This is a genomic window from Olivibacter sp. EAT-5, assembly GCF_044784325.1.
GTDB classification, from domain to species: domain Bacteria; phylum Bacteroidota; class Bacteroidia; order Sphingobacteriales; family Sphingobacteriaceae; genus Olivibacter; species Olivibacter oleidegradans.
The window spans coordinates 2378670-2394786 of sequence record NZ_CP173028.1 but is presented as its reverse complement, the minus strand read 5'-3'; the positions used below and the strand labels follow the sequence as shown (position 1 = coordinate 2394786).

General features: G+C 43.3%; 14 protein-coding genes. 12 read left to right on the top strand and 2 right to left on the bottom strand.

Features of this window, described 5'->3' with window-relative positions; genetic code table 11:
- Window positions 1-188: 188 nt before the first annotated feature.
- The gene (locus ACH11B_RS09915) at window positions 189-1292 is read right to left on the bottom strand and encodes a hypothetical protein (protein WP_377613590.1); all 1104 of its coding nucleotides are present in this window, start codon (window positions 1290-1292) and stop codon (window positions 189-191) included.
- Window positions 1293-1333: 41 nt separating this feature from the next.
- Window positions 1334-1801 (bottom strand): hypothetical protein, encoded by a 468-nt coding sequence (locus ACH11B_RS09910; protein WP_377613591.1) that lies wholly within the window; start codon window positions 1799-1801, stop codon window positions 1334-1336.
- A gap of 680 nt (window positions 1802-2481) precedes the next feature.
- Between ACH11B_RS09910 and ACH11B_RS09905 the strand changes: the two genes are divergently transcribed.
- From ACH11B_RS09905 to ACH11B_RS09850, 12 genes are all read left to right on the top strand, one after another.
- A complete protein-coding gene (locus ACH11B_RS09905) occupies window positions 2482-5484 on the top strand; it encodes a SusC/RagA family TonB-linked outer membrane protein (RefSeq protein ID WP_377613592.1) in 3003 nt (1000 codons plus the stop codon).
- 15 nt (window positions 5485-5499) lie between these two features.
- Window positions 5500-7185, top strand: a complete 1686-nt coding sequence (locus ACH11B_RS09900; RefSeq protein WP_377613593.1) for a RagB/SusD family nutrient uptake outer membrane protein — start codon at window positions 5500-5502, stop codon at window positions 7183-7185.
- 309 nt (window positions 7186-7494) lie between these two features.
- A complete protein-coding gene (locus tag ACH11B_RS09895; RefSeq protein ID WP_377613594.1) occupies window positions 7495-7728 on the top strand; it encodes a hypothetical protein in 234 nt (77 codons plus the stop codon).
- Window positions 7729-8076: 348 nt separating this feature from the next.
- Complete coding sequence (locus tag ACH11B_RS09890) at window positions 8077-8256, top strand: hypothetical protein (protein ID WP_377613595.1); 180 nt, start codon at window positions 8077-8079, stop codon at window positions 8254-8256.
- 108 nt (window positions 8257-8364) lie between these two features.
- A complete protein-coding gene (locus ACH11B_RS09885; protein ID WP_377613596.1) occupies window positions 8365-9549 on the top strand; it encodes an HlyD family secretion protein in 1185 nt (394 codons plus the stop codon).
- A gap of 17 nt (window positions 9550-9566) precedes the next feature.
- Window positions 9567-11735, top strand: coding sequence for a peptidase domain-containing ABC transporter (locus ACH11B_RS09880; RefSeq protein ID WP_377613597.1), 2169 nt, complete (start codon window positions 9567-9569; stop codon window positions 11733-11735).
- Between the two features lie 34 nt (window positions 11736-11769).
- Window positions 11770-12141, top strand: coding sequence for a hypothetical protein (locus ACH11B_RS09875; protein WP_377613598.1), 372 nt, complete (start codon window positions 11770-11772; stop codon window positions 12139-12141).
- Window positions 12142-12225: 84 nt separating this feature from the next.
- The gene (locus tag ACH11B_RS09870) at window positions 12226-12429 is read left to right on the top strand and encodes a hypothetical protein (protein ID WP_013665176.1); all 204 of its coding nucleotides are present in this window, start codon (window positions 12226-12228) and stop codon (window positions 12427-12429) included.
- Window positions 12430-12473: 44 nt separating this feature from the next.
- A complete protein-coding gene (locus tag ACH11B_RS09865) occupies window positions 12474-12656 on the top strand; it encodes a class IIb bacteriocin, lactobin A/cerein 7B family (RefSeq protein ID WP_013665175.1) in 183 nt (60 codons plus the stop codon).
- A 447-nt stretch (window positions 12657-13103) separates the two neighbouring features.
- Complete coding sequence (locus ACH11B_RS09860; protein ID WP_377613599.1) at window positions 13104-13688, top strand: RNA polymerase sigma factor; 585 nt, start codon at window positions 13104-13106, stop codon at window positions 13686-13688.
- A gap of 225 nt (window positions 13689-13913) precedes the next feature.
- Entirely contained in the window at window positions 13914-14756 is an 843-nt protein-coding gene (locus ACH11B_RS09855) for a phosphodiester glycosidase family protein (protein WP_377613601.1), read from the top strand.
- A 69-nt stretch (window positions 14757-14825) separates the two neighbouring features.
- Window positions 14826-15974, top strand: coding sequence for a FecR domain-containing protein (locus ACH11B_RS09850; protein ID WP_377613602.1), 1149 nt, complete (start codon window positions 14826-14828; stop codon window positions 15972-15974).
- Window positions 15975-16117 lie beyond the last annotated feature (143 nt).

Sequence of the window (16117 nt, the reverse complement as noted above, 5' to 3'; positions counted from 1 at the left end):
GCGATTCTTCTTTTGGCACAAGCTTTGATTAGTTATTAGTAAGGTTTAGGTTGATTAAAAATAGAAAAACGTCCAAGCATCCCCAAAAGCTGGGCGTTTTTCATTTTAAGGCAGCGGATCCGGAGGCGTCGCCTTGGCAGGATCGAAAATTGCAACCGCTACCCTGAATCTGCATTAAAATACTGTAATTAGCGAGTCAGGTACTTAAAAAGCTTCATTACCTTTTTTGGAACTATATTGCTAAAATTTTGTTGCGCAGGTGGGATTGAAGTATCAATCCCAGGAAAATAATTGACGCCAAAAGTAGATTCAATGCTATTTGTTTGGTATGGTTCCGACAGCAATTTATAAGTCGTAATAATATCTACATGACCGGAAGCGACAGCTTTAGGCAAAAAAGAACTAAAAAAGGCAACTTGTTTGTCTTGATGTAAATCACCTGACTCGGGACCATCATTAGCATTATTAAAACCAATCCCTCTAGCGTTACACTCTGATATAATGATGCGTTTTCCCCATTTTGCGTATAAGTATTCAAAAATGCTCCCGTATAATCCGTCAGGCCAATTTCCGCGGTCCATATTTCGTTCCATCTCATCATACCAGTGCCACGATATGTAATCGACATTCGGCATGACGCTTAAATACTGACTATACAACCAAACTGGACACCACCCCATACTAGCGGGCGTAGATATTTTTAGATTAGGTCTAAGAGCTTTAGCGGCGTCGTGCATTCCCTTAAAGTAAGCTTTTGTCACCGCAACCTTTTGAGGCCAAAAGTGAGATTGGTTTACACCTGATGTGTTATCTTTTTGAATGTTACGGAATAGCTCGGGTTCGTTGCCCAATTCTAAAACATGCAAACCATTATTGAGTAAGGTGTTATTGAGGTTTAGAAAGCCAGCAGTCATATTATAACCTGACATTTCCGCCTGTGGGAGTAGAGCGTCCAATTCTGATTGAGTAAGTCCCAGATCAATGTCGTTATTTCTCCATGCATCGCCCATGAATTGATGAGATTGATCAATCAACAAAATGATCAAACGCATGTTTCTGGCAACGGTTTCTGCTAACACTTGCTCTACTGCCGCTTGCAGCATACCATACCCTGGTTTATCCGCGCTTCCCGAGTTCGTTGTATTAACGCCAATACGAACGGCATTGCCTCCCATTTCATGCTGAATAATATCAAGTTGTTTATTTAGTGGGACGGAATTGGAGTAATTGGCACTTACTGTAGGCCTATTTTCAGTCCAACTGCTTACGGCACCAAAAGCAAACTTATGCAAGATTGATGGTTTTTTTTGATTATTCCAATTGGCTAGCATAATTAAATATCTACAGCAATGACAGCTTTTGTTTTTCCATTAATTTTTTTTATTGAGATAATAGCGTCTTTGCCTGCCGGAACACCATAATCCTGATTTCCGCTATAAGGTATACCCGCCAATGACACCGTTCTAACGATGTCGTCACTGTTCGTTATAAGTAGTGTATATTCAACGTTGTCTATAATATTCTGTAAGGTATAAGTCGTATGATTGGAGATAGTAGCATAATAATTTTGCCGAACAGACATATCAATCGTAGTCCCTGTTATTTCTCCTGCAATTATAGACGGCACATTATTTATTGCCGCGTGTGTATGATCGGTACGCGCGGCAGTCGTAGCTCCTCCGTATAAACCGCCACTAGGGCCGACTGGTGCTGCATTGATTGCATTTCTAGCCGCAGCCTGATTAGAACCAGCTGCAATAACCGCAGGTTTATCGGTTATTTCGTTCCATGATACTGCCATTTTATTTCATTTTAGTGTTTATTATACTTCGGTTTAAGATCGGCTCAGACACCTATTAAACAGAGAGCGTTTATTAATCTTACTAAATTAATATAATTATTTTAAAATCAAAACAAAAAAAACAAAAAAATCAGCTTACTTGAAAGATTTTATACTATAATCCATCCGCAAAGCTTCCGTAGTCCAGTAACTTTAGGAACCATTGTCAACACTTAGAAACCTGTCGCAAAAATATAACTAATATTAAATGATTAAAAACAGAAAAACGTCCGGCATCCCCAAAAGCTGGGCGTTTTTTATTTTAAGGCAGCGGATCCGGAGTCATCGCCTAATTAATATACATAAGGTCCTAACCTCTTCTCATACTGATCGCTAATGTAAAAATGATATAGCAATTTGATTAGAAGTAGACCCTTTCTCTGTCAAAAAGAAATAATTCGTAATATTGCAAAACATTTGCTAAATCGAATTAGGAATAAAAAGAAACTATTCGTAGCGAATCAACATATGTAAGCTAGCTAACCAAGCTTTTTAGAACGAAATGAAAAACCGACGAATTACCACATTTGTAACCGATCCTTTAACCGATTTCAAGCATTTTCTATTGCATATTACGGAGAATAACAACTTGGTGCTCATTAGTTAAACGTCATTATAAACACAAAACAACTCTTAAATTTATGACAAAACACAGCAAATGGATTGCGCTATGCAGCATCCCCATCCTCAGCTGCACGGTGGCTACAGAAAGCCTTTATGCAGCTGCCCGGCCGGTTATTCGGTCAGCTTATGAAACATCGCTTCAGCAACGGACGATCCGTGGAAAGATCACGAATGCAAACGGAACAATGCCACTGATCGGTGCCAGTATTAAAATTAAAGGCATGCAGGGAGGTACCTCAACCAATCAAGATGGGCTCTTTGAGCTGGCCTTACCTCAAACGCCGGTAACACTCATCATTTCATCGATTGGTTACATCACCAAAGAAGTCGCTGTTACCGATCAGCAAAATCTAAACATTCAATTACAGGAAGATGCCAACAACTTAGAAGAAGTGGTGGTGGTTGGTTATGGCTCATTGGATAAACGCGAGCTTACCAGCGCAGTATCCAACTTAAAACAGCGTGACTTGGTTGCCGGCACGGTATCGCCCTTACTGGCCATTCAGGGAAAGGTTCCAGGTCTAAACATCGCTTCCAATAACGGCTCTGATCCGAACGCCAGCGTTTCCATTCAGCTCCGTGGTGTCAATTCTGTCAAGGCCTCACAAGGACCTTTAGTCGTTATTGACGGTGTTCCCGGCGGCGATATCAATTCCGTTGCCAAAGAAGATATTGAATCCATTAACGTACTTCGAGATGCATCGGCTGCTGCAATCTACGGTACACGAGCCTCCGGTGGTGTGATTTTGGTTACTACCAAGCGACCACAACCCGGTAAGGCAACCGTTAACTTTACATCGGAGTATTTTATTGAAAGTGTTCGTAAACGACCCGATGTCCTTTCAGCAGAAGAATACCTTGCCCATGGCCTTGGAGAAGACAATGGCGCTCGTACCGACTGGTATGACGTCATCACAAATAAAAATCCCTTCAGTCACCGCCAAGTGGTAAATGTAAGTGGTGGTTCCGAAAACGCCAATGTGTACACCACCTTTTTCAAACGCGACGCCAAAGGTATATCAATTGGTTCGCAACGCGGGGAAATTGGTGGAAGGGTCAATACCAATTTCAAATTCTTCGATGGACGTGCGGAATTGAGCACCAATGCCAGTTACAATCAAGTAGATGCCGATTTCCCCGGGAACAGTGCGCCAGGCAACTTCCGTGACGAAAACAACAGCCTCTATAATATCGCCATTGGCTTAGACCCCACTATCTCACCATACGACCCATCGGATCCCTCCGGCTATAATGTCTTAACCGGAGGCTATAATACCTGGAATCCCTTGGCAGAAGTGATGTTACGTAAAAAACAAAATCAATATCGCTACCTACTGGCCAATGCCACCTTAAAAGTAAACCTGACGGAAGACCTTTATACAACCGCTATGGTGGGTATCAAAAACAACAGCGAACATCCCAGTTTCTTCCGTTCGGCCCAGCACCGTGTCTCGCGTGAACAAAATGTGGACGGTTATGCCAAACAAGAATACAAACGTTGGCAAGACCGTATAGTCGAGTGGACAGTAAACTATAGCAAGCGTTTCGAAAACCATCAGATCACCGCGGTAGCCGGTTACAGTTATCAGGACTTCAACGGACAGGGGTTCTGGGCGGAAAACTCCAACTTTCCGGTTGATGGGCTGGAAGAACACGATATGGGTTCAGGTACCTGGCTGGCTGATGGCCGTGCGGGTTTGGGCTCTTGGAAGGACCCATGGGTTAAACTGGCCGCTTTCTTCGGACGCGTTAATTATTCGTTCAAAGATCGTTATATCATCACAGCCAATCTCCGTCACGAGGGCTCTTCCAAATTCGCTCCTGGAAATCGCTGGGGCACCTTCCCCGGTGTATCGGCAGGTTGGCGGCTCAGCGAGGAACCTTTCATGCGTAAGCTTTCTTTTATTGACGACATCAAGATCCGCGCTGGTTACGGTGAAACCGGCAACGAAGGTTTCGGTGCCGAGGTATCAACCCGGATGTATTCGGCCGACACCTGGTGGCCGTTCGCCGGAAACTGGAACCGTACTTTTGGTGTTAAACACAACCAAAACCCGAATATCCGTTGGGAAATCAAAAAAGAATATAATGTCGGAATGGATTTCACCATTCTGAATAATAAATTAAGTGGTCGGTTCGACTACTATAAGCGGGTTATAGACAATCTGATTTATGAAATCAGTGTATCACAACCGCCCGCCATCCATGATAAAACAACCATGAACGTGGGCAGCATGGAAAACCAAGGTTTCGAGTTTGAATTAAATTACAATGTAGTAAACAAGAACGATTGGACTTACACTACTTCCCTTGTGGCCTCTCATAATAAAAGTAACTTGCGCACACTCTGGGGCAGCCAGACCTTTATGGACGATAAAAACTTCCCCGCACCTGGATCTCCGGGTACTGCAGTACGCCTTTATCCCGGTGAAGCGATTGGCCAATTCTATATCTGGCAATTTGCAGGCTTCACCGACGATGGTCAATGGCTGTTATATAACAAAAACAACGAAGTCATTCCGGCAAGTGATAAAAAACTCGATGATAAACGCTTCATCGGCAATGGTATCCCGAAATTACAGTTATCATGGAATCACGCCATATCCTACAAAAATTGGGACGCCAGCATCTATCTCCGCAGTTGGTTAGGCTATGATGTATTTAACATGACCAAAATGTACTACGGCATAGCCAATGTAACCGGTAGAAATGTATTGAAAAGCGCCTATGATGAACTTGCCAATGTAAAAGGTGAAAAACAATTGAGTGATTATTGGCTCGAAAACGGAAACTTCCTAAAGGTAGATGCCATTAGCTTGGGTTATACGTTTAATAAAAAATGGATCGGCCCCTTTAAAAATATCCGTGTGTATGCAACCGGACGAGATCTCTTCGTTTTCACCAAATACAGCGGTCTTGATCCCGAAATCAATATCAACGGCTTAACACCCGGATTTGAGGAGCTCGATGTGTATCCACGCACGCGCACCTTTATGTTCGGTTTACAGGCGAGTTTTTAACCTTTAACAAATGCAATGATGAACAAGCTTTTCACATATACCTTATTATCGCTTTTGGTACTGCTAGGCAGTTGCACCAAGCTCGATCAGGAATTTTATAGCCAGGTCACTCCTGAAACCTTTTTCAAGAGTGAAAAGGACATTCTGGCCGCCCTCAACCGTCCGTTTACCCACGCCCGCTGGTATATGGGTGAAGACCGCTGGCAGTTACAGGAACAAACGGCTGACAATTTTGCCATTACAACGAAAGGACCCCACTGGTACAATGGCGGTACGAATGAACGTTTTCATTACCACACGTGGACGCCTGATGAAGGATGGATCTGGGGAACCTGGCGTGGTACATTGATGGGCATCGCCCTGGCATTGGACGCACGCAGTGATTTGGAGAAGTTGGACTATACCAAATTTGCTTTGACACCGGAAGATCAGACATCCCACGTAAACCAGCTTAATACGCTGATTGCCTATTTCTATTTACGCGGCCTAGACTATTTTGGAGGAATGCCTATCTTCAATAACCTGGAAGGAGAGAGTTTACCGCGCAATACCGATCAGGAGGTCTTCAATCACATTGAACAATTATTAAAAACGGCTATGGCGACTTTGCCCAAGAAGGAAGCCGGACAGAAGGAAGCAGGTGAGTTGAAGCAAGCGGCCGCAGCCATGATGCTAACCCAACTCTATTTTAACGCCGAGGCCTACATTGGTAAACCTATGTACGCCGAAGCCCAGCAACTAGCACAGGCTATTATCGATGGTCAATACGGCTCTTACCAGCTCGATCCGACCTGGTATGGCCCGCACAGCTTTAAAAACAATGAATCGCCTGAAATCATCTGGTCCATCCCTTCCGAGTTCAACAAGCTGCAGTACGATTGGTTTTACGGCAATTTCTATCATTATAACAGCCGACAATATTTTGATCAGGATATGGGGGCCGACAACGGCACGCATTTAAGCCCGTCCCGGCGCCCCGATTCCAGCTTATATAAAAATGAGTGGAAACTGGGTTCACCATTTGAGAAGTTTGATGCAGCTGATCTTCGCAAAAGGTCATACCACTATTTAGGAAGCGGCAATTACGAAGGTATGTTTTTGAACGGGCCGCAACTGAAACCTGATGGCGGTGTAATTGTGGGCACCCAGGAATATAAAGACAGGGCACTTGTGCTACGCGACCAAGTGGGGCGTTTCAGCGAGGTTGGTCCAGGTAAAAAGTACAGCGGTATTTCTCAGCTTCCTTCTAAAATGTCGGAGGGCGAAGAGAATACCGGTATTCGATTAGTAAAAGTGCCCATTCCCACTTTAGCCGAAAACACCTTGCGTTGGGGAGCAGATAATCCGGTTTTGCGACTGACCGAAGTGTATTATATACTGGCCGAATGCAAATGGCGCAGCGGAGATCTGGCCGGTGCTGCCGAACTCATCAATACCGTACGGAGGCGCAATTTCGAGAATGGGGTAGATCCCAATCCGGTACGTGTCGATAATTTCGATAAATACCGCTTTTTAGATGAGTGGAGTATCGAGTTTCTGGGCGAAGGCCGCAGACGTACAGATCTGATCCGTTGGAATATGTTCACCACCGAAAACTGGTGGGATCATCAAGCCTCGCAATCTGATCACCTGAAACGGTTCCCGGTACCCACACAGGCTATTTCCGGAAACAATAATTTAACCCAAAATCCGGGATATTAATATTTCAGACTTCGAAAACCTTGAAGAGGCTACATAGCCTTTCTTCAAGGTTTTTTCTCGTTATCAGCAGACCGATAAAAACGTAAAAAAAACAATTATTTTTCCAAACATTCATCGTGTACAAGTGTTCACTTTAATGTACATACTTCATATTAGTCTAATTGTTCAGAGCTCTGGTGAAAACTGGAGCTTTTTTCTTTCGAACAAACCAAAAACGTTCTTTTAAAAACATAAAAATTGTTAATTCCATAGGAAAGAGCGAAGCTTGGTATAGCTTTTGTAACTAACTAGCTATCAATACCAACCCTTATGTGTTTAACGTTAGAATCATTAGGTTTCCTACTGGAAACCGATGTGCAGACTGACTGTACAGGAACTTTTAGATATATTGCATTAGAAAACGATCATATTATTTCCGAAAATCCCATCACAAAGGAACTTGAAGTCAACAACTTACAAGTATACGAATGGGAATCCTTGTCGCTGAAGCATTTAAAAGGTATTTTCCACGGAGAGCCACTAGCTGTACTACAGGAAGAGTAGTAACTATACGACAAAATGGCACGGACTTTGCAAGCGTATATGTAGGTTTAGGTTGATTATAAAAAATGGCGAACGCCCAGCACCCCAAAAGCTGGGCGTTCTCATTTATTTTTGAACAACCTCCACCGCCATCGTCATATGAATGCAAGCTCAAGGAAGGATGGGTACGATGTCCGCTCAACACTGATGGGAAGTGCGAGCCAAATCTTCGACTCTTTATATTACTAATTATAATCGTAACATAAAAAAATAGCAGAATTCCGGTATTGCGATTAGTTGGTAGAGTAACTAATTTGGCTATTCACAAAATAACGCTTTTTATAAACTGTTAAATTAAATTGTTAAATCATGGAAACAAAACCAGCAAAACAACCGATTTCAGTCCACTCGGAGTCAGCAGAACAGCTCCTTCCATTAGACACCGAGACCCTGTACAACACCTACGGAGGGTCTATTTTTCCATCAGCGCCCGAAATTTATGACTCGATTGTAGACTTTGTTAGGCGCGGCATCAAAGCACTGCTGTAAGCAAACAATTTCCGTTTATTAAATGTATTGTCTTATAATAAAGACAATAATTATTGGATGCCTACCCAGCGCATATCTTAGTCTTGGGTAGGCAACAACTTACTTACTATGAGCCAAAAATTGATATTTCCTGCAGATATAGTTGAATATACTGCAGAACAGCATTTCTTTGCGCATAATAATAGAAGTAGAATTATTTATCTCACGGTACTCTTTGCCATTCTCGCTGCTTTTATATCCTTGTTTTTTATCCGCGTCAGCGTTAGTGTCAATGGCGGAGGCATCCTTACCTCAGCCACCGAGAGAAATACCATTAAAGCACCTGTTTCCGGCCGAATCGACCAAGTATTCGTCAAACTCAATCAAGAGGTCAAAGCAGGCGACACCTTATTTCGTATACAAACCAATATCTTAGAAGAGCAATCGGGCTATTTAAGTAAAAGAAGTGCAGAACTACATCAGCGCATTAGCGATCTGGAGAAACTCACGCAATTAGGCAACAGCGTCAGTACAATAAAAAGCCTGCCGCTATCATCACCTCTATATCGGCAACAATTCAATCTTTACAGACAGCAATACCTAGAGGCACATTTACAGCTGGATAATGCGCGGACAATCTACCAGCGTAATAAAACCTTGCATGAAAAAAAGGTGTTATCAGATGCCGAATTCGACAAATTTAATTTTGACTATAAAACAGCGCTTAGCAAACAAAAGCTGTTGGAAGAACAACAAATTAGCCAATGGCATACCGATTTGAATCACCTTCGAACTGAGTTAATGGAGCTGTCTTCTCAAAACGAAAAGTTTGAGCAAGAGCGAGATCTATACACCGTAAAAGCACCTATTGACGGGTCATTGCAACAATTAAACGGCATTTCTCCGGGTAATTTTGTCTCCGCGGGCGAGTCGGTAGTAGAACTATCGCCCAGCTCGGGCCTCATCGCGACCGTAAATGTCGCACCGAAAGACATCGGTTTATTACAACTGCATATGCCGGTCAATTTACAAATTGATGCTTTCAATTACAACGAATGGGGTATGGCCAAAGCCAATGTGATCGACATTTCAAAAGATGTTTATCTAAGTCAGGATCGCATGCCGATGTTTCAGGTCAAATGTAAACTAAAAAATCATTCACTTTATTTAATGAATGGCTATGAAGGTCGTTTAAAGAAAGGCATGAGCTTCCAAGCCCGATTTCAGGTAACGAAACGGACGCTTTTCCAGCTGCTTTACGATAAAGCGGATGATTGGTTAAACCCGGCAAAAAGAAGCACTTCTTCCGTATAAACATAATAGCGCTCCTGATGAAAAAAATAAAAGTTAAGCAGCACGACATCACTGATTGCGGCGCCGCCTGCCTGGTTTCTATCGCAGCCCATTACCGATTGAAACTTCCCATAGCGCGCATCCGGCAACTGGCCAATACCGATAAAAAAGGCACCAATGTGATGGGCATGATCCAGGCCGCAAACAAGATCGGTTTTACCGCAAAAGGTGTTAAGGGACCGTTCGATAGCCTCTTCAAAATACCACTTCCGGCCATCGCCCACATGGTGCTAAAAAACGGCCTGCATCACTACGTGGTACTCTATAAGGCCGCCGATAAGTATATCGAAATAATGGACCCTGCTGATGGCCGACTTCACCGTTTAACCCATCAGGAATTTCAAAGCCAATGGAGTGGCATACTCATCTTGTTAGCTCCCGGGGAAGAATTTACAGCACGTACCGAAACCGTCTCCGTTACCAGCAGGTTTCTCTTTCTGCTAAAACCTCATCGTTCCACCTTGTTTCAGGTGCTATTTGGTGCTGTAATCTACACAATCCTTGGCTTATCAACAGCCATCTTCGTACAAAAAGTTGTAGACCAAGTACTGCCCAATGAGAACCTCAATCTACTCAATTTGATGGGGCTTATTATGGTTGTGCTTCTCTTGCTGCAGTTTTTCATCAACCATTCCAAAACTATTTTTACCTTGAAAAGCGGCCAGCAAATTGATGCACGCCTCATACTCGGTTATTATAAACACCTACTGCGTTTGCCTCAACAGTTCTTTGATACCATGCGCGTAGGCGAAATCATATCACGCATCAATGATGCAGTTAAAATCCGAACCTTTATCAACGACGTACTGGTAAATTTTGCGGTGAACGTATTCATTGTCATCTTTTCCTTTCTCTTGATGTTTACCTATTACTGGAAACTCGCCTTGATTATGGTTGTCCTAATTCCTATTTATGGCATCATCTATTACATTTCAGACCGACTGAACAAAAAGACGCAGCGCGCCTTGATGGAGCATTCAGCCGATCTGGAAACTCAACTGGTTGAATCCGTAAACGCCGCAGGTACCATCAAGCGTTTTGGACTAGAAGACTTTGCGAATATTAAAACCGAAAATAGGTTTATCAAACTTTTACAAACGGTTTATCGCTCTTCTGTCAATGCCCTTTGGATTACCAATTCGAGCAGTTTCTTTTCCGGATTGTTTACGGTTATTCTACTGTGGGCCGGTGCCAACTTTGTCATTGAAGGGCATATAACACCGGGAGAACTTTTATCATTCTACGCGATCATCGGCTATTTCACATCCCCTGTAAGCAGTCTTATCGGCATGAACCGCAGTATACAGGACGCAGTAATCGCTGCCGACCGACTTTTTGAAATCATGGATCTGGAACGCGAAGAGGAAGAGAACAAGGCGATTCTATATCCCGAAGATATCGGCGATATTACCTTCAAAGACGTTACGTTCCGATACGGTTCGCGCGCCCCGGTGTTTGAACACCTCCATCTGCAGATTAAAAAAGGACATATTACCGCCATCGTAGGCGAAAGCGGTTCCGGAAAAACAACCATACTATCGCTCCTCCAACGAATATATCCCATAGAAGAAGGCGGTATATTCATCGGGCAGTTAGACATTAAATACATCACAATAGAAAGCCTCAGACAATCCATAGCCGTCGTCCCGCAACAGATAGACCTTTTTGCGGGAAATGTCATCGATAACATTGCCGTCGGTGATCTCTCACCAAACATTAATCGCATCATTGAGATATGCACGGTATTAGGAATGATGCCTTTTATTGAGAAACTACCTGGTGGCTTTAACACCTATTTAGGAGAAAATGGTACGGCTTTATCAGGAGGACAAAGGCAACGCTTAGCCATCGCTAGGGCATTATACAGAAACCCTGAAATTCTGATCCTCGATGAAGCCACTTCTTCCTTGGATTCTTCTTCCGAGCAACATATACAAGAGGCAGTCAACCAACTACGCAGCCAGGGAAAAACCATCATATTAATTGCACATCGACTAAGTACCGTTATAAATGCCGATAAAATCATTGTCATGCAGAACGGACAGGTAATTGAAGAGGGTGGGCATCGCGAGCTTATGGAGAAAAGAGCAGCCTATTATGCCATGTGGAAACCACAAACACCATTTTTAGAAGATAACGTAATATAATAGCAAAGATACAAACCGTAAAGATCTCACAATCATGAAACTATTTATGTACATCGATCGTGTTAACCGACTACACGAGCTCATCAAAAGGAAAAGTACCGGAAAACCGGAAGTCTTGGCCAAAAAATTAAACCTTTCCGTGTCCAGAGTATACCAAATTATCGAAGAACTGAAGCTTATGCAAGTTCCCATCGCCTATTCGCGTACGTTGCAGACTTATTATTATACCAACGATTATGAAGTTTCCATCGATGTACAATTACGTCCATTAGAGGAAAAAGAATACTACCACACCTCAGGAGGAAGCCTCTCCGAAAAAGTACTTTATAAATCGCATCTTCACTTTGCCTTAAACTATTGTTACAAAAAAAAATTGGCAATCCTTGGTTCGCTACAATTTTATTAGAGTGGAACCTTTTATCTTGGTTTTATTAAAAGAAAGTCAAACCCCGGGCTATAAGCGGGATGGTTGAAATTTAAACGTGACATTATGAAAACAACAGAAATGGAAAATCTTGGCCTACAAGAGCTAAGTTTACAGGAAATGGAAGAAAACACAGGCGGTTTATTCCCAATCGTTATTGGTGGCGTAGTAATCACTGCTAAAGCTGCCGGTTGGATTGGCGCGGGCGTAGCTGCTGCCGGTATCTTCGGTGCGGGCGTTTATTCCGGTTACAGATCAGCTGCACAGTAAACATTATTTTTGTTTAATCGTTAACAAAATACTAAATTTAAACTATGGAAGCGTTAGCATTAGATTTAAAAAAAATGGGGTTAACAGAACTTTCAGCCGAAGAACGGGAAGAGGTTTTAGGCGGGTTACATCCTTTCCTCGTTATTGGCGGTGCTGCTGCTGCAGGCGTCGCTATTTACGAAGCAGGGAAAGCTACCGGCGAGTTCATCTATTATTTAACTCATTAATAAATTTGTTATGGAAAAGTATGCCTATTTATTAGAAAACAAGTTCGTCAAAATAGCCTTAGTAGGTCTTTCGATTTATTTCATCTATAGATTTGGCAAAAGCTGCGGCGAGTTCTTGTATTATATTACGCACTAATTCAATATGCGCATATAATTTCCAACCTTTTTAAAGAAGGGTGTCTAAAAGATGTTACTGTGCCCAAGGCGTAGAAAATATCTTTAGACACCCTCTTTTCATTACTAATAGCGGCTCACGTGCCTCATCCAAAGCTTATCAAGCAGACAAGCCGATTCATTTCGTAGCACCTATAGCTTATTACATCAAGTCATATCCGTTAATTTCCCAAAAAAGAAATTTAAAAAAACTTTAAAGTTTTATTAATATTGCCATAACTATAAACTTGATAGCCTTTTGATAATTTTGGCTCCGTTATCTATAGTCTTGCTATGGCGAAGCTGTCTTATAAATCGTATGATGAACATGAATTGATACGGCTCATGCTGCGAGACGACTACGCGGCTTATTTAGAAATCTATGAACGCTACTCCCGGCCACTTTATGCACATGCCTGTAAAAAATTGAACAATCGGGACGAAGTCAAAGATCTGCTGCAAGAGGTCTTCGCGGCACTCTGGCAAAACCGCAGCTCACTAAGCCCCCAGAGCCCCTTAGCCGGCTATCTCTATGCCACCCTGCGATACCGCGTTATTAAATTAATCGCTCATAAAAAAGTGGAATCGGTTTATTTTGAATCCCTCGCAGCGGTGAATACACACGACAATACCACGGCAGACTACCTGGTACGGGAGAAAGAACTCGGCCAGTTGATCGAAAACGAAATCGTACGCTTACCCGAAAAAATGCAGGAAGTCTTTCGTATGAGCCGTCAATCCCATCTCTCCCACAAGGAAATTGCCCAGGAACTCGGCCTTTCAGAAACCACCGTAAAAAAACATGTGAACAATGCGCTAAAGGTACTCCGACCCAAATTTGGAACCCTGCTCTCCATCGCCTATTTCCTCCTTCCGTAGAGCCCGTTTAGAATTTATCTAATCATTTTCTTATGCCTCTTTTTGGCTGCACCTGCGTTAATTTATCGAGATAGGCTTCCGGCTGTCCCTGCTAAATTTGCCTTGGTTCACTCAAAAATAGCCTATAACAAATTTTACAATACAAATTTAAACAGGCTCTTAAATTTTTTATTTTCTTTTACGCCCTAAGGCGCTGTTGCAGTACTATCTCTATAAAAACGCGATATGAACAAAAAAATAGCACCTATCCTACTCAGCTTCCTGCTCCTTAGCCAACTTCTCGTCTTCGGACAATCCGCAGATTCCGTTGCCGTACTTAATAAAGAATGGAAAATTATTCCCATCAAAAAAGGCGTCACCTGGAAACAGGGCCATTTTGAAAAACTCTTTGGAAGCCAGCAGGAAATCAACCTAGTGGAGATCGACCTGAAAAAACACCGAAAGAACATCCACCTCGCGGCTGATCCAAAAGAGCTGAAAAAAACCTCCGAATTTGCCACAGAAGCAGGCGCTTTGGTGGCTATCAATGGCGGCTTTTTTGATATGAAAAATGGCGGTTCCTGGGATTATGTAAAGGTGGATAACCACGTGGTAAATACCACCAAAAAGAAAACGGACCGTGCCAATGCGATCTTATTGATCGATAAAAAAGCCATTGAAATACAACCAGATTCAGCCGTAAACTATGAACAGAGCACCAAACCGAATATCCTCCTATCCGGACCTCTATTAATCCACCGCGGACAGGATGCAGCACTTGCCAACAATCCCTTTAACACCAACCGCCATCCCCGCAGCGCGGTAGCCATTACCCGCAAGAACAAACTAATCTTTCTGGTAGTAGACGGTCGAAACAGCCAAGCCGCGGGCATGAATTTAAGCGAATTAACCCAAACGCTACGCTGGTTAGGCGCAAAACATGCGATGAACGTAGATGGCGGAGGAAGCAGCACGCTCTACGTGAAAGGAGCAACGGCAAATGGTGTCGTCAATCATCCCAGTGACAACAAGCAGTTCGACCATGAAGGACAACGCCCTGTAGCCAACATTATTTACTTGAAAGAATAAAATTAATTTTCTCTTACGCCCAGGGGAAGACTTAAGGTACTATCCCCTAAAAGCAACCCCGCAGTACACATGGAGGAACACGAAGACATTAAGAAACTGTTGAAACGCTACCTCGCCGGCGAATGCACGCCGGAGGAGCGTATGCGGGTGGAACAATGGTATGGGCAATTGGATATCCAAGCAGAAGAACCTGCTAAAGAGCAGGTAGAAGAAGATATAATCGACATAAGAGATCGCTTGAGGAGATCCCCGATTCGGCGGATAGCCCCTTGGTATCGCTATGCCGCAGCCGTTGCCGCTGTGCTGCTACTAACAGTGGGTATGTATTATCAATTTAAGCCATCTGACCGATTTAAAAGTAGTAGCAAAACCGCTACCATAGCAAGTCAACCCGATATCGCACCGGGCAGAAACCGGGCCATCCTTAAGCTAGCCAATGGCAAAGAAATCATATTAGACGGCAGTCCGAATGGGGAAATTGCGCAAGAGGGTACGCATGCCATCTTCAAAAATGTGGATGGGGAATTGGTTTATCAACTCGGCGGAGCCAATACAAGCGACGCAACCATACCCCGGTTCAATACCATGCGTACCCCACGGGGCGGGCAATATCATTTAGTGCTGCCTGATGGTACCAAGGTGTGGCTAAATGCGGCTTCCAGCATAACCTACGCCATTAACGGCAACTTGGGAGAGCGACTGGTAAAGTTAGAAGGCGAAGCCTATTTTGAGGTGGCGAAAGATGCGACACGCCCCTTTCGCGTCGAATCCAAAGGGCAAATCGTCGAAGTCTTAGGTACGCAATTTAATATCAACAGCTACCTGGATGAACCGGTGGTGAAAACCACATTAATAGAAGGTTCTGTTCGCGTAGCCGAAACCGCCGAGCACAAGACTGTCATGCTCCGGCCCGGGCAACAGGCAGCGCTCGACCGCCAAAGCCACTTATCCGTAAAACAAGCAGATGTTTCGGATGCAGTAGCTTGGAAGAACGGCAAATTCAGCTTTAACCGGGCAGATATCGGCATGGTGATGCGGCAGCTATCCCGTTGGTATGATGTAGAAGTCGTCTTTAAAGGCAAAAAGCCGGAAATTACCTTATCAGGAGAGGTATACCGCAATACACATGCGTCCAAGGTTTTGGAGATTCTATCCTTCTATAAGCTCAATTGCCGGATCGAGACTGTTAACGGTGTCAAACAAATTATCATTCAATAAAACAAAGAAACCGATGTTAAACAAAAAAATGAACACGATGAAACCGTAAAGATTACCTAGAAAGGCTTCATAAAAAAGCGTCTTCTGATGGCAGTCAGAAGACGCACATGCTTGAGCCAATGATTCGAAGAACTTAAACAAAT

What these genes read in the sequence shown, in the direction of transcription:
- ACH11B_RS09910 (WP_377613591.1), bottom strand. Translation starts at nt 1,801, where the DNA reads ATGGCAGTATCATGGAACGAAATAACCGATAAACCTGCGGTTATTGCA.
- ACH11B_RS09905 (WP_377613592.1), top strand. Translation starts at nt 2,482, where the DNA reads ATGACAAAACACAGCAAATGGATTGCGCTATGCAGCATCCCCATCCTC.
- ACH11B_RS09900 (WP_377613593.1), top strand. Translation starts at nt 5,500, where the DNA reads ATGATGAACAAGCTTTTCACATATACCTTATTATCGCTTTTGGTACTG.
- ACH11B_RS09895 (WP_377613594.1), top strand. Translation starts at nt 7,495, where the DNA reads ATGTGTTTAACGTTAGAATCATTAGGTTTCCTACTGGAAACCGATGTG.
- ACH11B_RS09890 (WP_377613595.1), top strand. Translation starts at nt 8,077, where the DNA reads ATGGAAACAAAACCAGCAAAACAACCGATTTCAGTCCACTCGGAGTCA.
- ACH11B_RS09885 (WP_377613596.1), top strand. Translation starts at nt 8,365, where the DNA reads ATGAGCCAAAAATTGATATTTCCTGCAGATATAGTTGAATATACTGCA.
- ACH11B_RS09880 (WP_377613597.1), top strand. Translation starts at nt 9,567, where the DNA reads ATGAAAAAAATAAAAGTTAAGCAGCACGACATCACTGATTGCGGCGCC.
- ACH11B_RS09875 (WP_377613598.1), top strand. Translation starts at nt 11,770, where the DNA reads ATGAAACTATTTATGTACATCGATCGTGTTAACCGACTACACGAGCTC.
- ACH11B_RS09870 (WP_013665176.1), top strand. Translation starts at nt 12,226, where the DNA reads ATGAAAACAACAGAAATGGAAAATCTTGGCCTACAAGAGCTAAGTTTA.
- ACH11B_RS09865 (WP_013665175.1), top strand. Translation starts at nt 12,474, where the DNA reads ATGGAAGCGTTAGCATTAGATTTAAAAAAAATGGGGTTAACAGAACTT.
- ACH11B_RS09860 (WP_377613599.1), top strand. Translation starts at nt 13,104, where the DNA reads ATGGCGAAGCTGTCTTATAAATCGTATGATGAACATGAATTGATACGG.
- ACH11B_RS09855 (WP_377613601.1), top strand. Translation starts at nt 13,914, where the DNA reads ATGAACAAAAAAATAGCACCTATCCTACTCAGCTTCCTGCTCCTTAGC.
- ACH11B_RS09850 (WP_377613602.1), top strand. Translation starts at nt 14,826, where the DNA reads ATGGAGGAACACGAAGACATTAAGAAACTGTTGAAACGCTACCTCGCC.